Origin of the sequence: Microbulbifer sp. YPW1 (genome assembly GCF_013367775.1) — a bacterium.
In the GTDB taxonomy this organism is placed as follows: Bacteria; Pseudomonadota; Gammaproteobacteria; order Pseudomonadales; family Cellvibrionaceae; genus Microbulbifer.
The window spans coordinates 3,293,158-3,317,540 of record NZ_CP055157.1; the positions used below are offsets into that span (position 1 = coordinate 3,293,158).

Consider the following 24,383-nt stretch of genomic DNA (forward strand, 5'->3'; position numbering starts at 1 on the left):
GTCCATCGTATAGCGGCCCCGGTCGGAGATCACATGCAGCAGAAACTGCTCGGTATCCGGCACGATGAGGTCAGCGAATTTGAACGCAAATCGTTCAAGCATGAGGCCGGTGACTACGTGGAGCTGGAGTGGGATATTCCCGCCGACAGCAAGTCGACGAAAAAGGTTTATTTCGACTTGCTGGTTAAATCCTATGATATTTCTGGCGAACAGATGTCCGGGAAGACGTCGTCTCCTTGGAGAACTTCTCAGCGCGAAGCGCCTGACAGCATCTACCTTCAACCCGCGGAGTATATTGAGTCAGACAACGATCAGATCCTGAAACTCGCGCATCATATCCAGCGGACTTACAGCGATCCGGAGGCACAGCTGCGAGCCGCTTTCCTGACGCCCCAGCAAATGATCCAGTACCGGCGCCAGTCTACCCGTGGGGCACTCTATGCGGTGTCTGCCCGTCAGGGAGATTGCACGGAATACGCTGCTTTGTTTGTGGCGCTGGCCCGAGCCATGGGGTTTCCCGCGAGAATGACCTCGGAATTCCTGTTTACCGAACACCATACTTTCTCTCAGCCAAACCACCATGCCGCTGAGGTTTACTTCAACGGTCACTGGGTACCCGTGGATGCGAACCTGGCGCTGGACCCGAAATTCGGATACGGCTTTGGTTCCGGTGCCCACAGTAAAATTGTACTGAATAGAAACTCGGTCTGGGTCTGGTCCAATCTTTGGCCACGTGGAACCAGTAAACGACCCGGCAGTGTCGATGTAGATATGCAGTGGAAAATCTACGATATGCGGAGGGATTAAGCGTGTCCGGACAATTACCTGTGGATAGTGTGATACAGGAGACTGGAGAAAATGACTACTCCGATTCTCCTCTGCTGAACAACTGGGACGACGTGGGTATTCAGTTGTTATGTAACGCGGCAGCCCGCCAGGGCCTGGAGGTTCACTATCACCGGCGTCTGATTTTTGAGGTTTTCAATCAAAAACAAAGAGTCGTATTTCGTCAAAACTCGCCGGGAAACTCTGCGGTATTTACCTATTGTGCCCGCCAGAAGCAGATTGCCAAAGACATTCTCGCGGAAAATGGTGTGCCGGTGCCGTCAGGCGGGATATTTGAAAACTATGCGGCGGCGCTGCGGTATTTTGAGCAGGCCAAGACTGCGGTGACGGTAAAACCAAACGACGGATCCTCCGGTGCTGGGGTAAGCAGCAATGTTACCAGCGAAGCCGATTTCAAGGTTGCCTGGGCTTATGCGCGAAAGTACGGTCGACAGATCATCGTCGAGCAGAACGTATTTGGCCAGGATATACGGGTAATAGTGATTGCCGGTGTGGCGCAGGCTGCTTACGTAAGGATCCCTGCCCATGTGGTAGGGGATGGCGAAAGCAGTATCCGGCAGTTGGTCGATAGGAAAAATACACTGCGTAAAAGAAATCCCAGTCTGCGCCTGGACCCGATGAAACGCTTTGACTTGCTCGAACGGCAGGGTATCTCCTTTGATCACGTACCTGCCAGCGGTGAGAAGGTACAACTTACCACCGTGGCCAATGCGTCAGCAGGTGGGGAGACCGTTCAGATCTTCGACCGGCTAGATCGTGAGGTTCTGGCCGTCGCGGAACAGGCTGCACAATGCTTTCCCGGGTTGATTCAGGTGGGTGTTGATCTTATTTATACGGGTGATACGCAAGCTGGCAGCGCGGAGCAGCCCGAGTCGCTCCCGCCAGCCTACGTGATAGAGGTCAATTCCAATCCGGGTATCTGCGATGCAGTATTTCCCTCCTACGGTCGCCCGATCGACGTTCCGGGAAAGCTGATCTCGAGTGTGTTTTCCTCGGGGGCGCTGAACCAGGAAGGTCAGCCGCCGCTACAGATTGCGCTGGCCAGGCCTTATCGATATGGAGAGTTTGACCGCGCATTCCGACGTGGTGCACTGCGCTCGGTTGATCTGATCGCCCAGGCGGCCTACGCACACAACCTCCAACTGCAATCATTGTCGGATACGGTATTTTCCCTGGAGTCCCAAGAATCGCGATGTATGTTTCATGGAGGCATGCCGCAGAGTGTGCTGATGGTCACCAGAAAGATTACCCGCAATCGCAGCTGGATGGACGAGATACTTCCTCGCAGCAAAGGATTCAGCGAGGAAGGCAGCGCGCGCCTGAAACGTTTCCGTCTGCTGGTCGTGGGGCGCAAGCTGGTTTCCGTATTGCATATACGGGCAACCAATGGCGGTCAGGACTCAATGCGTGAAGATGTCAGTGATTTGGTTAACCCCAGCGTACTGCCTATTGTCGAGTCCACTCTCGCAGCGATTTATGATCCGTATATCGCTGGTATTGATCTTTTTGTGGATGATATTTCAGCGGAAATGAACGGACAGCAGTGGCTGGTTCAGGATGCTGTCTGTAATCCCCACTTGAGCTGGCACCACTTTCCTGATCGCGGGATGGGTAGGGATGTCGCCGGCGCCCTGGTGCAGAGTCTCTTCCCTGAGGTCGTAGCCGCGGAGCCCGAAATAAAAGGTGTACGCTTGCTGATCCAGGGTCGTGTTCAGGGCGTCGGCTTTCGCCGCTGGCTGAAGTTAATGGCGATCCGCCACAGTGTCAGCGGCTGGGTCAAAAACTTGCGCGATGGATCTGTAGAAGCGCTGCTCGAAGGTAGTCCGAGCGGCATTGCGGCACTTGAAAAAATGTGCCACAAGGGCCCCGCCGATGCGGAAGTCGATTCTGTCAATAGTGAGGAAACCCGCTGTACGGGCAGACTGGCATTTACCGCAATCGCCTGAATCCCGTGTTTGAATCTGAGTGCTTGCATAAAGGTTCGGATTGAGATGGGTGTGAGTAACCAGAAGGATATTGAGGTGGAGTAATGCACACCATTCGAACGGCATTTAGTACCCCGATTTTTATTCGGGATATCGAAGACTCTGACGGCGTTAATGATCGCCTGACGCATATTATCCTGGATATGGAGGCCAATACGCCCGGGATGAAGCGGTCAAACATTGGCAGCTGGGATTCCAAGAAGGACCTGCTCGAATGGCCGTTTGAGGAAATTCGAACGCTCAAGAAATGGATAGCCTCCGGCGTGAAGGAGGTGACCCTGAAGGCCACCAAGAATAAATTCAACCCCCATACCCAGGATATGCTGGCTCATGCCTGGGCGAACGTATCCCGTGCGGATAGTTACCGGAAGATCCACAATCACGAAGCCTGTACCTGGTCCGGTGTTTACTACGTAAAGTCGGATCTGGTCAAAGACAAAAGTGTCAGCAGTGGCAACATTGAGTTTCTTGACCCGCGGATGTTATGTATTTCCGCGGAGCTGCCCAACAGCAGCTTTGGAAGCCGGGTTCGCGTGGTGCCGCGGGCCGGCCGACTGGTTATCTTTCCCAACTGGTTGCTGCACTACGTCAACCCGGTGGAAGATGATTCACTGCGTATCTGTATCGCGTTCAATGTGAAGCTGGATACCAAGACCGTGCGCCGCCGTGCGGGCACAATGCAACCCATGTTTCGGCAGGCGAACGAGGAAATGTACACAGGTTTACAGCAAGGGGAGCCGCTGGCGGGCCTACAAGAACCGGTTCCAACGGTATCCGCAGGGGAGACCGAAAACGCCAGTCTCCCCGGCAGTCCTGATTAAGTTGACCATAGCCCGCCAGCCGTAGCGGCGGTAGTTGGGGGAGTCTACCTCAGGCGGTGACTCCCTCCCCCTCACTGATCAACTTTTTCAATACCGCTGGCAAACTGCCGAAGTCAGAATCCCGCCGGGATCCTTTGATCAGAATGAGGTCTCCCTCACTGGCAGTTTCCAGTAGAAAATTCGCCATTTCGCCAATGGTTCCGAAGTGCGGACCAAGTAGCGCTTCCGGTAGTTGCGTACGCAGATAGCGCATCTCTTCACCATGGGTCACGACCAGGTCTACACCGGATTCCACAAGTGGCTTGGCGAGACTACCGTGCAAGGCCTCGGCTTCGTCTCCCAGCGCCACCATGCGTCCCAATACGGCGATTTTTCGCTGGTTATCTGCCACAGCGATTTGTTTCAGTACAGAGAACGCATTCAGCATGGAACTCACTGTGGCATTCCAGCTGTCATCAATGATCTTGACGCTGCCTCGGGGAAACCCTAGCTGGATTTGATCCAGGTGACCTTCATCCAGCTGTAATTGCTCCAGTGCCGCGGCGGCCTCCGGGATCGGGCGGCCCATGGCGTAAACAGCGCACATGGCGGCGACCGCGTTGTTTACCATACCGAGACTGGGCGCAGGTATTGTCAGGGTGTGAGTTTCTCCCGCTACTTCGATCAGCACGCGACTGCCCTGGCTGTCTCCCTGGATATCGAGAATACGGACTTCGGCAGTATCACTGGTTCCGAAGATGATCACGCGTTTGGCGTGTTGTCGCGCTTTCTCCAGTACGTATTCGAAGTGCTGCAGGTGCTCGCCGACAATCGCTACCGAGCGGCCGATCAGTCCGTCGAAAATACGGGATTTCCACAGCGCGGTATCTTTTGTGCTTTTTACCCTGCTACTCGTTTGAGAGACCCCGATCTCGGTAACCATTGCAATTGTTGGGTGTATGCGCCGTGTGATGGGGCCCTGTTTCATCCACAGTGCGCTTTGTGCGACTTCAATAACCGCAGCTTGGTGCTCTGCGCTGAGACTGGCCAGCATCGACGGCGCTCCGACCCGGGAATTGTAATTGCCGAGACTGCTCAGCGCCTTCTGCCTGCCGCCCAGCATGTCCCTCAGCATTTTCACCGTGGAGGACTTGCCTGCAGTGCCGGTAATGGCAATTACATCGCCACTGTACCGGTAGCGGGCGGCCAACCCGAGTTCAATGATTGCCTTGATGGGATCCGCTACCTGCAACACCGGTAACCCTTCCGGTAATCCCGCAACCGGTCGCTGTACGATCACTCCGGAGAGGTTGTGGCCGGCACGCAAGGCGATTTCCGCTAGCTTTTCGTGCAGGTCCCAGGATGTATATTTTTCCGGGGAGCTGCGTTCATGGTAGGCGCGGTCGCTACTTTTATGAGCCACGAACATGGCGGGTGTGAGAGATTGTTCGATAAAGCTCTGCCCGGAAACCACACTTCGGGTAAACCAGCCCTGGGGCGGAGGCACCAGCCAGTCTCCCCCGGTCACATCAGCGATCTGTTGCGCGTTCCAGGTTTGTCCCGGAACCTGGCGAAAGATGCTCAGAGGAAACTCGTTGCGATAGGTTGGCGGCTCGCGTCCGTCGATGGTGTTGAACGCTTTTTGGTTCCTGCCAGCGACGCCGGGGCTTTTCGATGCTTTTTCCGGCGTCACGATTCTCAGAGTAATAAGCTCATCGTTGATGGGCACCGGATCGATAACCGTTTCCGAACCTTTTATGCCGATCTGGATCTGCAGTTCGCCGTTGCGTAATTGCCGGGAGGCCGGTGGCCGCAGCCCGTAGTAGTCTCGATAGATGACCCCGGTTTGCCAGCTGCCGGTGGGCATTTGCCAGTCACAGGGGTCGTGATCCATCGATTTGCCCCAGTAGGGCATGGAAGTTGGGGCAACCGGAACTGCGCGGATATCCAGGCGAAGGTTTTCTGTGGTTGTCTCTATGAGGGTCCAGAAGGTTTCCACAAAGATTAATTGCCGCCTGTCGATGATTTGCGGGCGGCTGCGCATCCCTATCAGACGCAAGGGACCAAATTCGCGCGCGGTAATCGCTGCATCCGAAGGCACCTCCCCAACAGTCCAGTTCTTGTTGGGGGGGCGCCTGACCTGGTCCAGTAACGCGAGGTTATAGCGGGTTTTCTGGGCGGGTGGCGAATCTGTCGATACCCGGTTCGGTGGGGTCAGTGGGCACTGCGCACTGCCATCCTGTAATAGGGACAACTCTGTCCCCAGCGCGCTGCACTTTTCCGCGTAACGCTGGCTTACCGCCAGTCCTTGGCGTCCGCCCAGCTGCTGGCTGAAACCGAAGCCGCAGCCAACCGGGAAGAACCTTATGTTTTCCACACCCCGTTGACTGAGTGCGAGTTGGAATATCCCGCTGTCCTTCAGCTTGCGATGCACGGAATCAAACAGCAGATCGCCGGCATCGTGAATAATCGGCCGGTTGTGGTAGATTTCTATTCCTTGCAGTACATGTGCGCTGGTGCCCAGTACCCCATCTGCCCCTGCATCAATGATGCTGTGACCAATTGAGATTTCGATCGCGGTAGGAGACTCTTCGAGGTTTGCACCCCAGTGCACTGCCACCAGCACTACTTGTGCCCGGGCGCGCACGGCAGCGATACGGGGTCTAAGCATGGCTGTCCAGGCTTCTGGGTCACGCAGGGGCAGGTAGGCACATCCCGGACTCCGGGTATTTGCGGCAAAGTGTTTCTGGGTGGCATCGATGGAAAAAATTGCCACATTCAGGTCGCCGGCTGGACGAATGGCGGGCGTCAGCGCGGCTTCCAGATTACTGCCGGATCCGGTGTGTGCGATCCCCAACTCATCCAGCCAAAAACCCTGTTCGAGTAACGCCTGGGTTCCGTAATCGCCGCTGTGGTTATTTGCGGTGGTCACCATGTCGATGCCGGCGTGGCAAAGAAGCCGCAACATTTCCGGGCGCGCGCGATAGTAGTAAGGTGATCCTTCTCCCTTATCCACACCTTGCTCACCGCTGGTAGCTACCACGCACTCCAGGTTGATTACACTCAGCTCTGCTTCACTCAGTGCCGGAATTTTTCCCAGGACGGTTTCCTCTCCCAGCTCCTCCAGTCGGTAGTGCTGGCGGCGGGCGAGATTGACGTCGCCGCCCCAGGCAAGTATGGGGTGTTCGCTTTTTACCGGTGCCGGCAGCGGGTTGCCTGTAGTCGCCGGGGAGAACTCCGGCGGGCAGCCGCCCTGCAGTAGATACTTCCTGAAGGCTACAAATCCGGAGAGGTAGTGTTCTACATCGTCGATCCGCACTCGGAAAGCGTGGTGGCGGATATAAAAGCTGCCGGTAATCTTGCCGGGGTTTTTGAAATACATGGCGTATTCCGGCCAGAAATACCCGTTCAACAAGTACATGGCGCGGGTGTGCAGGGCGCGGTAGAACTTTCGTAAATCCAGCTGTTTTAGCAGATGGGAAAATTCCTTCTCACTGCGCAAGCGCGTGACCATGCGCTCCGCGGCCATCATCAGTTCCAGCAGGGTAGGGAAGGTGGTGATACGCTCCAGCACAAAGTCCAGATACCCTGAGACGTTCTGTATGCCGAACTGATAATAGCGGGCTTCCGGGCGGTACAGCGTCAGTTCGTTGACACAGTAACTGAGCCAGTGATCGTGGGCTTCCCAGTGGTTGTTGGCAATGAAATATTCAAACGCTTTTTCAACGATGCCCAACCAACGGGAATCCTTGGTGAGACCGTACAAGCGCATCAGGCCGAAGGCCGCTTCGCCGTCGTAGTAGATGATCCGAAACGCATCCTTCACGGAGAGCTCCGGATATTTCAGTACATGGACAAACTTCCCGCTCGTATCATCCTGCATGAACTGTATGCCGAGGGCGAGCTGTTCCATTAGCTCACGATACTGCTGGCTGCCGGTCAGTTCGGTGTACTTCACCATTGCCAGCAGGCATACCGCATTGCCCCCCAGTTTGATTTCCCCGTTTGCCTCTACCAGAAATGCCGCTTCGTCACCGCCGGGCAAGCTGGTCTTTTTGATCAATTTGGTAGTGAGATGGTGCAGAGCCCGGTCGATGGACTTTTTAGCACGGTCCCCACCGGTGACTTCCCACCCTTCAATCATGGCGTAGGTAGAGCTGGCGTGGCGCAGGGTGTTGTAGGTACCGATGGCGCGATCAAAACAGCAGTGCCATCCGTATTCAAAGCGTCCGTTGGATAACACCTGGCTGGCGAGATAATGGGTGCTGGTGTCAATTAGCCGATGGCTGATGGCCTCATCCAGCTCCTCAATAATGCGGCGGCCAGCATTGCGGCCTGGCCCGTACAGGAGCTGGGGCGCGGTTTTGCTGTCGAGAAAAATACCCGCCGTGCTGAGCAGGGTGACCGGTGCCTGCTCTTCAAAGTTAAGCGGCGTGTTTTTTCCAAAACGCTGATCGGTATAAGCGCGAAACCGTTCTCGGTTAATCACCACGTGGGCAATCTTGTTGCCACCGTAGAGCATGGCGTTGCCGTTCAGCTCCTGCTCCAGGAAGGCCGTTTTCCAGTCCGGGTCCAATGCAAGGCCGTAGCGAAAGTAGCCCCGCTTGGTTATACGGAAACGTTTCTGCATGGCTTGCCAGTCCATGGCTTCACTGTCGGTCACCCAATCGATGCGCAGCCAGCGACCTTCCATCTTTGCACTTTTAAGCAGCTTGCGGGCCTGTGATGCCAGCTTCAGCCACAGTGCGTCCAGATTGTCTGAGCGTCCATGGCATACCCTGGCGCGTTGCTTGCCATCACTGACAGAAAAGAACAGGGTGTAGGGGGGCGGCAGTTCGGCGAGTTGCTGCTCGACAGCGGGGCGGGCGCGTAGCAGCAGATCGGACAGAGTGTTGGACTTGGCCATGGCGCAGAATCTTTCCTGTAACTCTTTATTGTTCGAGGCAGGGAAGAGAGCCGTCTTGTCGCCGTGCCAGATTTTGCTGGCACCGGGTAGCAGCAGGACTGGGAGCGCTTCCCTGGCAACGCAATCCATATCCCAGAGTATAGTTCTGCGACTCGCTTACGCCGGGAAAGCGACGACAGAAACGGCGGCAATTCGGCGCGGTGAGAACGCTGCTACAGATGAAGAGGACGCTAGGGGAGGGGGGGCGATAGTTGACGGGAGCGACGGGGAACGGCGAACCAGCGGTGCGCGGGTGGTCACTGGGACCACCCGCACTGGCGCGTGAGGATTACAGCTCAGCGGCGAGACGAGAGCCCTGGTCGATTGCCCGCTTGGCATCGAGCTCAGCGGCTTCATGGGCGCCACCGATCAGGTGGCTGGACTGTCCCCGTGCCTGCAGTTGCTCATGCAGTTCCCGCAGTGGCTCCTGTCCGGCGCACACCACGATGTTGTCCACTTCCAGCAGCTTTGCTTCTTCGCCGACGCGGATATGCAATCCTTGATCGTCGATCTTCTCGTAGCTGACGCCCGCAAGATTCTGCACCTGGCGGTGCTTCAGGCTGGTGCGGTGGATCCAGCCGGTGGTCTTGCCGAGTCCGGCGCCAACCTTGGAGGTTTTGCGCTGCAGCAGGAAAATCTGACGGGGGCTGGTGACCGGCGACTGGGGTTTGAGTCCGGCGCGGTGTTCAAGGTGGATATCCACGCCCCATTCGTCAAAGAACTCTTCCTTGTTGCTGGCGATCAGTTCATCGGCGTGATCTTCGCTGTGGGTGAGGTACTCCGCGACGTCGAAGCCGATACCGCCGGCGCCGATAATCGCCACGCGCTTGCCCACCGGTTTTTTCGCTTTCAGTACGTCAAGATAGCTGAGTACCTTCGGATGCTCGATGCCGTCGATTGGCGGGGTGCGCGGGGCAATACCGGTGGCGATCAGCACTTCATCGAAGCCTTCCAGATTCTCAGCGGTAGCGCGTGTGTTGAGACGTACCTCAACACCGGTCAATTCCAGTTTGCGCTTGAAGTAACGCAGGGTCTCTTCAAATTCAGCCTTGCCCGGGATCTGCTTGGCGATATTGAACTGCCCACCGACCTTGTCGTCAGCCTCAAAAAGTGTGACCTGATGACCGCGCTCCGCCGCTACGGTAGCCGCGGCGAGGCCCGCCGGGCCGGCACCGACCACGGCAATTTTCTTAACCTGCTCGGTGGGCAGGTAATTGAGCTCTGTTTCGTGACAGGCGCGAGGGTTTACCAGACACGAAGTGAGCTTCAACTCGAAGGTGTGATCCAGGCAAGCCTGGTTACAGCCGATACAAGTGTTGATCTCGTCCGCGCGGTTTTCCGCAGCCTTGTTTACAAACTCTGCATCCGCGAGGAACGGGCGCGCCATGGACACCATGTCTGCGTGACCGTTGGCGAGTACCTCTTCACCCACTTGCGGCATATTGATGCGGTTACTGGTGATGACCGGCACGCTCAGGTGCTGTTTGACCTTGGCGGTAATCTCGCTGAACGCTGCACGCGGTACGCTGGTGGCGATGGTGGGCACCCGCGCCTCATGCCAGCCGATGCCGGTGTTGATGATATTCGCACCGGCTTTCTCGATGGCCTGTCCCAGGGCTACCACTTCGTCGAAGTCACTGCCGCCCTCAACCAGGTCCAGCATGGACAGGCGGTAGATGATGATGAAGTCCTCGCCTACGGCCTCGCGGATGCGACGCACAATCTCAAGGGGCAGGCGGGTGCGGTTTTCGAAGCTACCGCCCCAGCGGTCGTCGCGGTGGTTGGTGCGCGCAACGATAAACTGGTTGATGAAGTAGCCCTCGGAGCCCATCACTTCCACGCCGTCGTAGCCGGCCTCACGGGCAAGGGTGGCACAGCGTACGTAGTCGTCTATCTGCTGTTCCACTTCCTCATCGCTCAACGCCTTCGGTGTGAAAGGATTGATGGGAGCCTGGATGGCGGAGGGGGCGACCAGAGCCGGGTTATAGGCATAGCGTCCGGCGTGGAGGATCTGCATACAGATCTTGCCGCCTTCGCTGTGTACCGCATCGGTAATGGCGCGGTGCTCTGCGGCTTCTTCCGCGGTGGTCATTTTGGAAGAGCCCTGAAAAACGCCGCCTTCTTCGTTGGGGGCAATGCCACCGGTCACGATCAGGCCGACGCCACCGCGGGCGCGTTCACCATAAAACGCGGCAAGGCGCTCAAAACCGCCCGGGTGCTCTTCCAGGTTGGTGTGCATGGAGCCCATCAGGACGCGGTTCTTGAGGGTTGTGAAACCCAGGTCCAGCGGGGCCAGCAGATTGGGATAGGCGTGAGTCATGGTGCGTGTTCTCTTTCTGTCTACGACGGGCCTGATAATGAATCTTATATGCAAAAAGTTGCATATCTTGGCTCAAGGATAGCAAGCCCGGTAATTTGTTGACAGTGACCAATCCGACCGAATCCTCTGGCCTCGCCGCATCCCCTTACACCTCCAGGGAGGCGACGCCCGGTGCGACGTCTAGCCAAACAGAGAAATGATCTGCTCACGCAGCCACTTGTTCGCCCCATCTTCGCCCTGGCTGCGGTGCCACAGCAGGTGCCAGTCCATTTGCGGAATCTGAAAGGGAAGTTCGAAACAGCTGGCAGGGTACTGCCGGACGAGGCTGGCCGGCACGGTGAGTGCCAGATCGGTCTTGAGAACAATCAATGGCGCCACCCGGTAGTGCTGCACCCGCAGGCGGATCTTGCGCCGGCGGCCGAGCTTGTTGAGTGCGATATCCGCCAACCCGGGGCCGCTGCGGCGACTGGAGACGTGGATGTGCTCGAGGGAAAGATACTGCTCCAGGGTCAGGCTGGACTCGCTGGCCAGAGGATGATCCGGGCGGAGCATGCACTGGTAGCGATCCGCCACCAGTCGCTGCTGGTTCAACTGTGTAGCGGAGACCAAGGGTATATCCAGGGCAAAGTCCAGGCTGTTGGCTGCGAGCTCCTTGACCAGCTGGTCTCGGGGTACGTAGAAGGATTCGACGGTGATCCCGGGTGCCACCTGCTGCAGGTGTTCGAGCAATTGCGGCAGTACCAGGGTTTCCGCCATATCGTTCATCGACAGGCGCAGGGTTTTCTGCGCTGTGGATGGCTCGAACTGATGGTGCTCCGTCACGCTACTGCTCAGCAGTGCCAGGGCCTGCTGAACCCGGGGCATGATGTTCTCCGTCAGCGGCGTGGGGCTCATGCCACTGGGGGTGCGAATGAACAGCTGGTCATCCAGCGCCCGGCGCAGCCGCGCCAGTGCATTGCTGACTGCCGGCTGGGTGATATGCAGACGCTCCGCCGCGCGGGTGAGGTTGCGCGTGGCATAGATCGCATCCAGCACCGGGAACAGGTTCATATCGATTTGCTGCAGTTGTACGGCCATTTTCCCGCCTTTCTCCCGCCAATGTGTGTCCCGTGCGTAAGCAACCGGCCCGCGCCATACAGTCATCACCACGGTGAATGATTGAATATTTACATAATAAACTTGGATGATCCAAAAGGAATCGCTAGCTTTATCTCCCAGTCGTCCCGTGGAGTGAATAACCCGGGACGTAATTCGAAACACCGTTTCCATCGTTTACTGTGCCAACCACGGGAGAGAGGCAGTGCCAGAAATCTTCGTTGTACGCCACGGCCAGGCGTCATTTGGTAGTGACAACTACGACCAGCTTTCCGAGCTCGGCTGGCAGCAGGCGCGCTGGCTCGGCGAACACTGGGGGCAGGACGGACAGCAGTTCGATCACATTGTCAGCGGCGATCTGCAACGGCATCGTGAAACCGCGCAGGGAATCTGTGAGGGGCTCGGCCTGGACAAGCACCGCGTCGAGGAGCTGCCGCAACTCAACGAGTTCGACTTCAAGAAAGTTATGCACGCGTACGGAGAAAAAGATCCCGCATCGGCACCTGGCGCAAATGCAGAGCGCGCAGACTATTACCGGTTTTTGAAGCAGGCCATGCACGCCTGGTCCTCAGGGGAGATTGACGGTGCGGAGAGCTGGCAACAGTTCGAGCAGCGTATTGAAGAGGTGCTCGGTGTTCTCGCCGCCGGTGCCCGCGGTGGCAGGACACTGGTGGTCAGCTCCGGCGGTGCCATTGCGATGATGGTTCGGCAGGTATTGGGCGCGCCGTCGCACAGTGTGACACAGCTCAATATGCAGATAAAAAATACGGCGATCAGTCACTTTTTTGCCGGTCGCAGCGGCTTGAACCTGCATAGCTTCAACCATGTGCCGCACCTGGATAACCGTGAGCGTCGTCAGTTTATTACTTATAGCTGATGAGTGGATCACCAAGCGATCGCGAACGAAAACAGCCTTGATACGAACGCAGAGAGAAAAGAGTTAGCCATGAACTTTGAATACTCCGAAAAAGTGCAGGGTCTCCTGCAGCGCCTCAAAACTTTTATCGCGGAAGAAGTTGCTCCCGCAGAACAGACCTATTACGAGCAGCTCGAACAGGACCGCTGGGGCGAACCCCCGGTGATGGAAACCCTCAAGCGCAAGGCGAAAGATGCCGGATTGTGGAACCTGTTTTTACCTGATGCCAAATTTGGCGCGGGCCTGACGAATCTTGAGTATGCGCCTCTGGCAGAGGAAATGGGCAAAGTGCTGTTTTCTTCGGAGGTGTTTAACTGCAGCGCGCCGGACACCGGCAATATGGAAGTGCTCGCCCAATATGCGTCGCCAGAGCAACAGGAGCGCTGGTTGAAGCCGTTGCTCGAAGGGAGTATCCGCTCCGCCTTCGCGATGACGGAGCCCAAGGTGGCCTCCAGTGACGCGACCAATATCGAGACCGAGATTGTCCGCGATGGTGATGATTACGTTATCAACGGGCGCAAGTTCTATATCAGCGGGGCGATGAACCACCGCTGTGAAATCATGATTGTAATGGGCAAAACCGCACCGGACAGTGAAGACCGCTATCGTCAGCAGTCACAGATCCTGGTGCCGATGAATACACCCGGGGTGAAGGTTGTCCGTCCGATGATGGTGTTTGGTTATGACGATGCACCGGAAGGACACGCGGAGATAATTTTCGACAATGTGCGGGTGCCGAAAGAAAACCTGATCCTCGGCGAGGGGCGCGGTTTTGAAATCGCACAGGGACGTCTCGGCCCGGGCCGTATTCACCACTGCATGCGTCTGATCGGACAGGCCCAGCGCGCGCTCGAGACCATGTCCAAGCGCGCAGAGGAGCGGGTTGTGTTCGGCCGTCCGATGATCAAGCAGGGCTCAGTACGGGAGGATATCGCCCGTTCCGCCTGTGAAATCGAACAGGCGCGACTGCTCACCCTGAAAGCTGCGGACCAGATGGATCGCTATGGTAACAAGGCAGCGCGAGACCTGATTGCCATGATCAAGATCGTAGCACCGCAGATGGCCTGTAACGTGATCGATCGTGCGATTCAGATTCACGGTGCTGCCGGGGTGGGGCAGGACTTCCATCTGGCGCGGGCATATGCCTACGCGCGCAGCGTCCGCCTGGCGGATGGCCCCGACCAGGTGCACATGATGCAGCTGGGACGTAACCTTGCCGCAGCCTATGCCGCGCAGGAGGATTGAATGTCGGAAGTAGAGCAGAAGTCCACTCCGCAGCAGACCGCGGTAGATCAGTTGGACATCGAACGTTTGCAGGAATATTTGACTCAGCAGGTGCCGGGGTTCTCCGGTCCGATAAAAAAAGCTGAAAAATTTTCCGGTGGTCAATCCAATCCCACATTCAAGCTGGAGACGGACGCGGGCAGCTATGTGCTGCGCCGCCAGCCGCCCGGCAAACTGCTCAAATCCGCACATGCGGTGGACCGGGAATTCCGGGTAATGAGAGCACTGGCTGATTCTGATGTGCCAGTTCCCAAGGTGGTCCACCTGTGCGAAGAGCACGACGTGATCGGCTCCATGTTTTACCTGATGGAGTACTGCGAGGGGCGTATTTTCTGGGATGCCGCTCTGCCGGAACTGGACAATGCGCAGCGCAGTGCATTTTACGAGGAAATGAACCGGGTGCTGGCAGCGCTGCATTCGGTAGATCTCGAAGCAGCCGGGCTTGCTGATTACGGCCGTCCTGGAAACTATTTCGAGCGACAGTTTGGTCGCTGGCAGGGACAGTACCGCGCGTCAGAACTACAGCCGATTCCCGCAATGGATCAGTTGATCCAATGGCTCGGGGAGCATTTACCGGAAGATGATGGCCGTGTGTCACTGGTACACGGGGATTACCGACTGGACAACATCATGTTCCACCCCACCGAGCCTCGCGCCATTGCGGTACTTGACTGGGAGCTGTCGACACTCGGCCACCCGTTCGCAGACCTCGCTTACCAGTGTATGCAGCTGCGTATGCCCGCCAACAGCGGAAATATTTCCGGGCTGATGCATGTGGATCGCAAAAGCCTGGGAATTCCGTCTGAGAAGGAGTATGTCTCGCGCTACTGTGAGCGTATGGGGATCGAGCGGATTGATAACTGGGCGTTCCATCTCGCGTTCAGCTTCTTCCGCCTCGCGGCAATTATCCAGGGGGTTGCCAAGCGCGCCCACGACGGTAATGCATCGAGCAAAAATGCGGCGGGGCTTGGCGCACTGGTTGAGCCGCTGGCAATGATGGCGCTGGATGTCATCAAAAACGAAAGTTAGCAATTACTCAAATAATGACACCGATTGTTGGGAGAAAATTATGGCGACCAATCTGTTTGACCTGAATGGGAAAATTGCCCTGGTGACCGGCGCCAGCCGCGGTATCGGCGAGGCGATTGCCAAGCTGCTGGCAGAGCAGGGCGCGCATGTACTGGTTTCCAGTCGCAAGATCGAGGGCTGTCAGGCGGTAGCGGACGCGATTAACCAAGCGGGTGGCAAGGCGGAAGCGCTGCCGTGTCATATCGGCAATATGGACGATATCGCGCAAGTATTTAGCCACATCCGCGATCAGTACGGAAAACTGGATATTCTGGTGAACAATGCCGCGACCAATCCGTACTTTGGTCATATCCTCGATACCGATCTTGGTGCCTTTGAGAAAACCGTTGCGGTCAACATCCGCGGCTACTTTTTCATGTCTGTTGAAGCGGGCAAGCTGATGCGGGAAAACGGCGGCGGCTGCATCGTGAATACCGCTTCCATCAATGCCCTGCAACCGGGTGTCGGACAGGGAATTTACTCCATCACCAAGGCAGCCGTGGTCAATATGACCAAGGCGTTTGCCAAGGAGTGTGCGCAGTTCAATATCCGCGTCAACGCCCTGCTACCGGGGCTGACCAAAACCAAATTTGCCGGTGCACTGTTCAGCCATGAAGAAATCTACAACACCGCCGTAAGTCATATTCCGATGCACCGACATGCGGAACCGGAAGAGATGGCCGGAACCGTGTTGTATCTGGTGTCCGATGCGGGCAGTTATACCAATGGCGAGTGCGTGGTCGTGGACGGCGGACTCACCGCTTGCGGGGGGCTCTAATCATGGCGCAATTCAATCTGGACCCATTGCTCGATTTCACAGGCAAGGTGGCGCTGATTACCGGTGCGGCCAGTGGATTTGGCGCGCTGCTCGCAGAAGAGTTGGGACGCCGCGGTGCGAGCCTGGTGCTGGGCGATATCAATGAAGTGGGCCTGAATTCCGTAGTGGAAAAATTGTCGTCTCAGGGGGTCGCCGTACAGGCGGTGGCCTGTGATGTGTCCTCGGAGGCGGATTGCGCCTCGATGGTGGCGCTGGCCCGAGAAAATTTCGGCCGTCTGGATATCGCGGTAAACAATGCGGGTATCGCGCCGCCCATACAATACTTTGAAGACGTAGAGGAAGAAACGCTCGACCTGCAGCACCGAGTGAATGTGAAAGGCGTGTTCTTCGGTATGAAGCATCAGCTGAAACTGATGCGCAGTCAGGGAGGTGGCATCATTCTCAATGTGAGTTCCATGGCCGGACTCGGTGGCGCACCCAAGGCCTCTTCATATTCCGGTGCCAAGCATTCCGTCATTGGTCTGACCCGCACGGCTGCTGTGGAATATGCACGCCACAATGTGCGTGTAAACGCGGTGTGTCCCTTCTACACCCTGACCCCGATGGTAACTGACATGCAGGCACCCGATGGCGCCACCGTGGAACAGTTGCACTCTGTTTTTGCAGCGGGTAGCCCGATGAAACGTCTGGGTAAGCCGGAGGAAGTAGTGAGTGCGATGGTGATGCTTTGTTCGCCGGCACTGAGCTATGTAACCGGCCAGTCCCTGGCTGTGGATGGCGGTGTTTCCGCATTCTAATTAAAAAATGATAGGGAGAGAGATCAATGTCGATAATCATAAAACCGCAGGATTTTGCCAGCGCGATTGGTATGGAGACGGATGCCACCGAGTGGTTCCAGATTGATCAGGATCGGATCAATAAATTCGCCGATTGCACACTGGATCATCAGTTTATTCACGTAGACCCGGAAGCAGCTGCGAAATCCCCATTTGGTACCACCATCGCCCACGGCTTCCTGTCACTTTCCCTTCTCTCTTACTTTGCCGAGCAACTCCATGTGGCTCTGGATGGCGTGAAAATGGGTGTGAACTACGGCCTGGATAAGGTCCGGTTTATCAATCCCGTGAAGGTGGATCAGCGCGTACGGGCGCGTGCCAAAGTACTCGACATCATTGAAAAAAAACCGGGTCAATTTCAAATCAAGATGGAAGTGACCGTTGAAATCGAGGGCGAGCAAAAGCCTGCATTGATCGCCGAGTGGCTGGTGATGCAATTTATTTGAGAAACAATAACCTGAAAAACGATATTCGATAAAAGTGTTAACGGAGAGAACCATGTCTATTTCATTCGAAGGTAAGGTGGCCATCGTCACCGGAGCTGGCAATGGCCTCGGCAGGTCCCATGCGCTCGAGCTGGCGCGACGCGGGGCAAAAGTAGTTGTCAATGACCTTGGCGGCGCCCGCGATGGCTCCGGCGGCTCGCTGACCGCGGCAGAATCCGTGGTGGCGGAGATTGAAGCCGCAGGTGGTGAGGCGATCGCCAACGGTGCCAATGTGACCGATTACCAGCAGGTTCAGGACATGGTCAAGGAAGCGGCGGAGCGCTGGGGCCGCGTAGACATCCTGGTCAACAATGCGGGCATCCTGCGGGACAAGTCTTTTGCAAAGGCGCCGATGGATGACTTCAATTTGGTAGTCAATGTCCACCTGATGGGATCGGTCAATTGCACCAAGGCGGTCTGGGAAATCATGCGCGAGCAGCAGTATGGACGCATCGTGATGACCACCTCCTCTTCCGGGCTCTACGGTAACTTCGGCCAGTCCAACTACGGCGCGGCGAAAACCGGTGTGGTCGGCCTGATGAATACCCTGTGTCTCGAGGGGGAAAAGTACGGCATCAAGGTCAACTGCCTGTCCCCGACCGCGGCTACCCGCATGACCGAAGACATTATCCCCGATCCAAAGGCGCTGGAGTTGCTGACCCCGGAATCTGTCACCGCCGGCCTGATTGCGCTGGTAGCGGACGATGCCCCGAATCGATTCATCCTCTGTGCGGGCGCCGGCGCCTACGCCAAGGCACGTATTCTCGAGACCGAAGGGATCTACCTGCCTCCGGAGCAGCAGACTGCGGAGAATGTGCTAGCAAACCTGGACGCAATCGCCGATGAACGCGGCCAGCAGGAACTTGTTGGTGGCCTCAATCAGACCGTCAAGTTTATTCAGAAAGCGGCACAGGGCACGGGCGTCAAGCTCGAAGGCTGATCGCGACAAACATTCAGGAGAATTCCCATGAAAGAAGCAGTGATAGTATCCACCGCCCGTACGCCCATCGGTAAAGCCTACCGCGGTGCGTTCAACAATATTGAAGGGCCGAGCCTGGCTGCACATGCGGTGAGTGCCGCGGTTGAGCGGGCCGGTGTCGATGCCGCTGAGATTGACGATTGTGTATTTGGTGTAGCCCTGCAGCAGGGGACTACCGGCACTAATGTCGCGCGCCAGATTGCACTGCGTGCGGGTCTGCCGACGACCGTGGCCGGTATGACCATTGATCGTCAGTGTTCCTCGGGCCTGATGGCCATCGCAACCGCGGCCAAGCAGATCACCCAGGATGGCGTACCGGTAACCCTTGCTGGTGGTATGGAATCCATTTCCCTGGTTCAGAATCAGCAGATGAACAGCTTCCGGGTGGCGGATCCCGCGCTGCTCTCGATGCATCCCGATATCTACCTGCCGATGATCGATACCGCAGAAGTGGTTGCCAAGCGCTACGGCATCAGCCGCGATCTGCAGGATGAGTATTCCCTGCAGTCCCAGATGCGCACTGCGGCCGCGCAGCAGGCGGGCCTGTTCGCCGATGAAATCGTCCCGGTCACCTGCAACAAGATTGTGGTGAACAAGGAAACGGGTGAGCAGTCCGAACAGGAAGTGACCCTGAGCATGGATGAAGGTAATCGGCCGTCCACGACCATCGACGGCCTGCGCAGCCTGAACCCGGTTCGCGAAAGCGGTGTAATCACTGCGGGCAATGCATCGCAGCTCTCCGACGGCGCGGCGGCCATGGTGCTGATGGACGGCAAGCTCGCCGAACAGCGCAACCTGAATCCGCTGGGTATTTACCGGGGCATGGCGGTCGCCGGCTGCGAGCCTGACGAAATGGGTATTGGTCCGGTTTTCGCGATTCCCAAGCTGTTACAACGTACCGGCTTGTCGGTTGATGACATCGGTCTGTGGGAACTGAATGAAGCCTTCGCGGTACAGGTACTTTACTGTCGCGACAAGCTCGGGATCGACAATGAGAAGCTGAACGTTAACGGCGGGGCAATTTCCATTGGCCACCCGTACGGTATGAGTGGTGCGCGTATGGTTGGCCATGCACTGCTAGAAGGCAAGCGCCGAGGCGTCAAGTATGTGGTTGTTACTATGTGCGTCGGTGGTGGTATGGGTGCTGCGGGACTGTTCGAAGTGGTTTGATATCCGCACTTCAAACTAGCATCTGAAATCTAGCGCTCAGTGAAAGGAGCAACCATGCGAGCACTGGTATGCGAGGCCTTTGGCCCGATAGATAATCTCAAAGTCCGCGAATGGCCTTTGGATTCCCCGCAACCCCACGAGGTTCAGCTTGAGGTACACGCTGCCGGGGTGAACTTTCCGGACGGCCTGATGGTTCAGGGTAAGTATCAGGTTAAGCCTGAGTTGCCCTTTGTTGCCGGGGGAGAGTGCGCCGGTATCATTCGCGAGGTTGGTGATGCCGTGAAAGGGTTCAAGGTGGGTGATAGAGTCATCGCCATGCCCGGTCTCGCCGCCTTTGCAGAATCGGTCAATGTGGATCACAAGCTGCTGATGCCGATGCCTGCGGAGCTGGATTTTCCACAGGCGGCAGGTTTCTGTATCACCTATGCCACTTCTTACTACGCGTTCAAGCAGCGTGCACGCTTGCAGCCCGGGGAAACCCTGGTAGTGCTGGGGGCTGCGGGGGGCGTAGGGGTTACAGCAATCCAGCTCGGCAAACTGATGGGCGCGCGGGTGATCGCCTGTGCATCCACGGATGAAAAGCTCGCTTTTTGTCGCGACCTGGGAGCGGATGAAACCATCAACTACAACCGGGAAAACCTCAAGGATCGAATCCGCGAACTGACCGATGGCAAGGGCGCAGATGTCATTTACGATCCAGTGGGGGGCGAATTTACCGAGCAGGCCTACCGCTCCATTGCCTGGGGCGGGCGCTATCTGGTGATTGGTTTTGCTGCCGGGGATATTCCGAATCTTCCCCTGAATCTTCCTCTCCTGAAAGCCGGGGATATTCTCGGTATATACTGGGGTGGTTGGGCCGCGCGTGATCCCAAGGGCAATATGCAGAATTTCAGCGAGTTGCTGGGGTTTGTACGGGAAGGACGCCTGCAGCCTTTGACCACAGAGGTATATGATCTGGATGATTTCTCCGAGGCATTTTCGGCGATCGGCGAACGCAGAGCGAGGGGTAAGGTTGTTTTGACCATGAACAAGCGCTAGCGTCGCGTTCAGGTTCCGAATTGAGCCGGGCCTAAACCTCTGGAACTGAAAAGGGAGTAGCGCGGTAAGCGCTACTCCCTTTTTTAATACTGCGTTGGTTTATATTGGATGCTCAGGGAAGGAGCCGGCAATGCTGTCTCGCTTTCGCCTGCAGGTCGGCCGGTAGCTTCTCCTCTGCTGGCGATCGTTGTTGTCGTCGCCATTGGGCGCACAGCTGGATATAACTGCCGGCTTCTACTTCGGCACGCAGTTTATGCCAGCCATCGGCTGTAGCTCGTAAACTGCCGGGCTTGGGGCGGTAGCGCTCCAGCCCTTGTTCCCGGTTGTTGCCCTGGGGGGCGATCTGCCCGGGTGTAGCGCCAAGATACTGGGCCGGGTGTAAAAGGGCGATGGCAATTGCGATCGCGCTGAAGCCTGATGCGGCTTTGGAGAGCAGCCGGCTATTGCTTGAGTTGATCCTTCTTACCGGTTTTATGGCGCGGGCATTGGCGAGCAATTTTTCGTCCATGGTGCGTGGCGAGTGGAGCTGGTCCGCGGCCCGCCGATAGGACGATTCCCACTGATTACTATTCATGTTCAAGCTACCTCTACAGAACGATCAGCAGTAGCGGGGGAGGCTGCTGCAACTTGTGGTGTTTTCCCCCAGGGGAGTGCGACGCGGGGTTTGCGAGGACTGACTTGCGTCCTGCCGGCCAGCTCCTCCGTGGCCTTGTTGTTGGCGTTCTCTTCGGCTGCGCGGGCCTCAGCTTCTTTAGCCAGGGTGACTGCAGATTTCCAGGGCTTACGGGCGCTGCCATTAAGTGCGCGTTCGATGCTGTTGCGACTTTGCTCCAGAATCGCCCTGCAGCGGGCGAGGGGGATTCTCTCGATATCTGCCACCGTAGCCAGTGAGAGGCCGCATTCGGTGAACAACAGGAAAATATTGCGCTGCGCTATGGGAAGCTGTTGAATAGCCTGGAGTATCTCGGAGCATTTCAGTGCGCTGTTTAGTGCATCAACCTGAGCGCAGGCGGATGTATCTCCGGGGGTATCTGCATCCGGGGTAGATGTACCGGGAGCACGTAGCAAGCGGTTCAGACGGATATACAGCCAATTTTTCAGGCGTCTCCGCTGCAGCTCAGGCGGGGTATCCAGGAAAGCGCTCCAGAATGCTTCCATCAGCTGTGTGCAGCGATGGGGTACCATCTGTGCGCAGTAGCGAAACAGCTCGTCTTTGTAGCGAAGATAGATTTCCTGGAATACTCTGTGATCGCGAGTGTCGCGATAACGGCTAGCCAGTTCCTCGTCACTGAGAATGCACAACTTTTCCGCAAACATGGGATTGGCCTCCTTGGCTTTATTTCCCATAGTCACTTACCCGGTTGTACATCTCCTGGGCGCTTCCATGCCTGGAGTACTTCGTTAAACGAGTAAATTATCTGTTAACGTTATTTCGCCCCGCCTTTACCGACAAGGTGCGAACTTCCTTTTTGCTCAGTGTTTACCGTGTCCGTCTTTGGGAGTCGATTTGTTCTCTGGGTCATCCATTTTTTCTGCGTGACCGGTTACGACTTTTTCCCTTCTAATTTCGCTACTTTGTGTTTCCGCTGTCCTTTCCTCTGCAGTTTCTGGCGCGTTACCGCGTTTCTTCCACGAGGCCAGGAACAGTGTGGCCAGGCCCAACAGGATTTCGTCAACAAACGGGACCAGGTCGGGAATGATCAGGTCAATCAGGAACAGCGCGCAGATCCACTTGAACAATTGTGGGTGCTTGAGCCTGCGGGCATAGTTCAGAAACCAGACCACCAGGGAACTCGGGATTACGCGCTTCATATCGATAGTGACTGGAACTGCTTTCGAGACCGTGATGGGAGTATAGCCCGAGGCCGCCTGACCAGCAGAACGCGCAAAGGTTCCGGGTGTAATATTGCGCATTATCTGGCGCGAAATGCCTCATGGCTGCTCAGAGATTAACCCGCTTGGGCGCAACACTAGTCTCACAAGTGAGCAGTATCAGGTGGTCGGTGGGCGTTGCCCCCGGAATGGCAGTGGCAATTGCTCGGGCCCCAATTCGGCGCGTAAATCCTTGAGTTTTACGCCCACCCCGAGCAGGCGAATGGGATCGTTGCGCTTGTCCCAGCTTTGTTGCAACAGTTGTTTGAATTCACTGATGCGCGCCGACCGACTGCCGCGTTCTTGGGTAGACTGCGCAAAGTCGGTGTACTTGACCTTTATGATGGCGGCACTGATTTCATAGCGGTCGCCCAGTTTCTCCATCCGCTCCTGAAGTCTGCCGAAAAGATGGGTCATCTGTTCCTGCCAGTCATCGAGACTTTTCAGGTCTTCGGTAAAAGTGTGTTCCACGCTGACACTCTTGCGCGAACCATCGCCGCTCACCGCCCTGTCGTCCACACCGCGGCAGAGCTGATACAAACGATTGCCAAACTTGCCGTATTTCTGCACCAGTTCCACCAGGCTAAATCGCCTCAGATCACTGCAGTTGTGGATCCCCTGGCGGTGCATCTTTTCTGCGGTGACGCGGCCGACGCCGTGAATCTTTTTTACCGGTAGGCGCAGGACAAAGTCTTCCACCGCATCCGGGTGAATGACCGTCAGTCCATCGGGTTTTTGCCAGTCGCTGGCGATTTTGGCGAGGAATTTATTGGGGGCGACACCCGCGGAGATAGTAATTCCCAGTTCCTGCTGGACACGGGCGCGGATCTCGCGGGCGATCAGGGTTGCACTGCCATTGCAATGCGCGCTGTTGCTGACATCCAGAAAAGCCTCATCCAGGGAAAGTGGTTCTATTAAGTCGGTATAGGTAAGAAATATTTCCCGAATTTGCGCGCTGACTTCCCGATATTTTTTCATGTTACCCGGCACTACAATCAGGTCAGGACAGAGCTTTTTCGCTTGGGAGGTCGGCATCGCTGAGCGCACACCAAAGCTGCGCGCCTCGTAGTTACAGGTAGAAATCACTCCTCGGCGGTCGCTGGCGCCACCCACGGCGACAGGACGACCCCGCAGGTTGGGGTCGTCCCGCATTTCTACCGAGGCGTAGAAACAGTCGCAGTCGCAATGGATGATTTTCCGCATGCTGTGATTATATACAGTATCTGCCCCCAGGCCACGCTCTATTCGATGAACTTGTAAAGGTCGCGCTATCAATGGAGGTGCACCATGAGTCATATGCCTTTAGTGGAAACGCCCGTGGAGGAACGGGTTCACGCGGTGCTGGATGATATTCGAACCACGCTGGGAATGGTGCCGGCGATATTCCGGGCCTGCGCCAACAATCCGACGCTACTGAGGATACTGTGGGAGAGATATCAGCATGTAATGCTGACCGGTGCCCTGTCGCCGAGGTTGAAGGAGGGAATCGCGTTGATGGTGGCAGCGGATGAACACAGTGATTACGGGATTGCTCTGCACAGCGCGGCGCTGGAGAAGCTGGGGGTGGATCCGCGAGAGGTATTGAAAATTCGCACCGACCCGGATCACGCGCACTATGACCCCAAAAATCACGCGCTACTTGAGGTGGCGCGACACGCGAACAACCGCCCGCACGATCATGCAGGCGAAGTGATCGACACGGCAAGAAAAACGGGGGCCAGCGATGCCGAAATCATCGAAGCGCTGGCGGTGGCGGGGTTGGCCTCGGAGGTAAGCCGCACGGCCGCATTTCTCTCCGTTCCTTCAGATTAAGTTTGATACTTTGCCACGCTATCCGATTTAACCAGGCCTTTTAAAATGGCCTTTCAGTGTGGTTGTTTATTGACCGTTTTATGCTGGAATCCCGGGTCACATAGGCTGTGTTTTTTTAGCGGGACGCCGTCCGGGAATTATTTCCCATAATTGA

General features: G+C 56.6%; 20 protein-coding genes. 13 read left to right on the plus strand and 7 right to left on the minus strand.

Annotation, left to right across the window (positions count from 1 at the left end):
• The first annotated feature begins 33 nt into the window (after positions 1–33).
• The 3 genes from HUW35_RS13395 to HUW35_RS13405 all read left to right on the plus strand — a co-directional run bounded on the left by HUW35_RS13395 (position 34) and on the right by HUW35_RS13405 (position 3,652).
• On the plus strand, positions 34–807 hold the full coding sequence (locus HUW35_RS13395; protein WP_181252775.1) for a transglutaminase family protein: 774 nt from the start codon (positions 34–36) through the stop codon (positions 805–807).
• Between the two features lie 2 nt (positions 808–809).
• Entirely contained in the window at positions 810–2,792 is a 1,983-nt protein-coding gene (locus HUW35_RS13400) for an acylphosphatase (protein ID WP_181252776.1), read from the plus strand.
• Between the two features lie 83 nt (positions 2,793–2,875).
• Positions 2,876–3,652 (plus strand): TIGR02466 family protein, encoded by a 777-nt coding sequence (locus HUW35_RS13405; RefSeq protein ID WP_181252777.1) that lies wholly within the window; start codon positions 2,876–2,878, stop codon positions 3,650–3,652.
• A 49-nt stretch (positions 3,653–3,701) separates the two neighbouring features.
• Here the strand turns inward: HUW35_RS13405 and HUW35_RS13410 are convergent, their stop codons facing one another.
• The 3 genes from HUW35_RS13410 to HUW35_RS13420 form a co-directional block, all read right to left on the minus strand.
• Positions 3,702–8,537, minus strand: a complete 4,836-nt coding sequence (locus HUW35_RS13410; RefSeq protein WP_181252778.1) for a CapA family protein — start codon at positions 8,535–8,537, stop codon at positions 3,702–3,704.
• Positions 8,538–8,865: 328 nt separating this feature from the next.
• Entirely contained in the window at positions 8,866–10,896 is a 2,031-nt protein-coding gene (locus tag HUW35_RS13415) for an NADPH-dependent 2,4-dienoyl-CoA reductase (RefSeq protein WP_181252779.1), read from the minus strand.
• Positions 10,897–11,076: 180 nt separating this feature from the next.
• Positions 11,077–11,973 (minus strand): LysR family transcriptional regulator, encoded by an 897-nt coding sequence (locus tag HUW35_RS13420; protein WP_181252780.1) that lies wholly within the window; start codon positions 11,971–11,973, stop codon positions 11,077–11,079.
• Positions 11,974–12,196: 223 nt separating this feature from the next.
• Here HUW35_RS13420 and HUW35_RS13425 point away from each other — a divergent pair, with 223 nt between their 5' ends.
• From HUW35_RS13425 to HUW35_RS13465, 9 genes are all read left to right on the plus strand, one after another.
• Positions 12,197–12,868: a histidine phosphatase family protein gene (locus tag HUW35_RS13425; RefSeq protein ID WP_181252781.1), complete on the plus strand. Its 672-nt coding sequence runs from the start codon at positions 12,197–12,199 to the stop codon at positions 12,866–12,868.
• A gap of 69 nt (positions 12,869–12,937) precedes the next feature.
• The gene (locus tag HUW35_RS13430; RefSeq protein WP_181252783.1) at positions 12,938–14,152 is read left to right on the plus strand and encodes an acyl-CoA dehydrogenase family protein; all 1,215 of its coding nucleotides are present in this window, start codon (positions 12,938–12,940) and stop codon (positions 14,150–14,152) included.
• A complete protein-coding gene (locus HUW35_RS13435) occupies positions 14,153–15,220 on the plus strand; it encodes a phosphotransferase (protein ID WP_181252784.1) in 1,068 nt (355 codons plus the stop codon). It begins immediately after the preceding gene.
• A 40-nt stretch (positions 15,221–15,260) separates the two neighbouring features.
• Entirely contained in the window at positions 15,261–16,037 is a 777-nt protein-coding gene (locus HUW35_RS13440; RefSeq protein ID WP_181252785.1) for an SDR family oxidoreductase, read from the plus strand.
• A 2-nt stretch (positions 16,038–16,039) separates the two neighbouring features.
• Positions 16,040–16,834: an SDR family NAD(P)-dependent oxidoreductase gene (locus tag HUW35_RS13445; protein ID WP_181252786.1), complete on the plus strand. Its 795-nt coding sequence runs from the start codon at positions 16,040–16,042 to the stop codon at positions 16,832–16,834.
• Between the two features lie 26 nt (positions 16,835–16,860).
• Complete coding sequence (locus HUW35_RS13450; RefSeq protein ID WP_181252787.1) at positions 16,861–17,319, plus strand: MaoC family dehydratase; 459 nt, start codon at positions 16,861–16,863, stop codon at positions 17,317–17,319.
• 52 nt (positions 17,320–17,371) lie between these two features.
• Positions 17,372–18,298 carry an SDR family NAD(P)-dependent oxidoreductase gene (locus tag HUW35_RS13455; protein WP_181252789.1) on the plus strand — a complete coding sequence of 309 codons (927 nt, stop codon included), beginning with the start codon at positions 17,372–17,374 and terminating at the stop codon, positions 18,296–18,298.
• Positions 18,299–18,325: 27 nt separating this feature from the next.
• Entirely contained in the window at positions 18,326–19,507 is a 1,182-nt protein-coding gene (locus HUW35_RS13460; RefSeq protein ID WP_181252790.1) for an acetyl-CoA C-acyltransferase, read from the plus strand.
• 54 nt (positions 19,508–19,561) lie between these two features.
• Positions 19,562–20,545: an NADPH:quinone oxidoreductase family protein gene (locus HUW35_RS13465; protein WP_181252792.1), complete on the plus strand. Its 984-nt coding sequence runs from the start codon at positions 19,562–19,564 to the stop codon at positions 20,543–20,545.
• A 112-nt stretch (positions 20,546–20,657) separates the two neighbouring features.
• Here the strand turns inward: HUW35_RS13465 and HUW35_RS13470 are convergent, their stop codons facing one another.
• The 4 genes from HUW35_RS13470 to dinB form a co-directional block, all read right to left on the minus strand.
• Entirely contained in the window at positions 20,658–21,119 is a 462-nt protein-coding gene (locus HUW35_RS13470) for a hypothetical protein (RefSeq protein WP_181252793.1), read from the minus strand.
• 2 nt (positions 21,120–21,121) lie between these two features.
• A complete protein-coding gene (locus tag HUW35_RS13475) occupies positions 21,122–21,892 on the minus strand; it encodes an RNA polymerase sigma factor (protein WP_181252794.1) in 771 nt (256 codons plus the stop codon).
• A 126-nt stretch (positions 21,893–22,018) separates the two neighbouring features.
• The gene (locus HUW35_RS18745; protein WP_255463298.1) at positions 22,019–22,357 is read right to left on the minus strand and encodes a DUF6116 family protein; all 339 of its coding nucleotides are present in this window, start codon (positions 22,355–22,357) and stop codon (positions 22,019–22,021) included.
• Between the two features lie 180 nt (positions 22,358–22,537).
• A complete protein-coding gene (gene dinB / locus HUW35_RS13485) occupies positions 22,538–23,620 on the minus strand; it encodes a DNA polymerase IV (protein WP_181252795.1) in 1,083 nt (360 codons plus the stop codon).
• 84 nt (positions 23,621–23,704) lie between these two features.
• Here dinB and HUW35_RS13490 point away from each other — a divergent pair, with 84 nt between their 5' ends.
• Complete coding sequence (locus tag HUW35_RS13490; RefSeq protein ID WP_181252796.1) at positions 23,705–24,229, plus strand: carboxymuconolactone decarboxylase family protein; 525 nt, start codon at positions 23,705–23,707, stop codon at positions 24,227–24,229.
• The last annotated feature ends 154 nt before the right edge of the window (positions 24,230–24,383 follow it).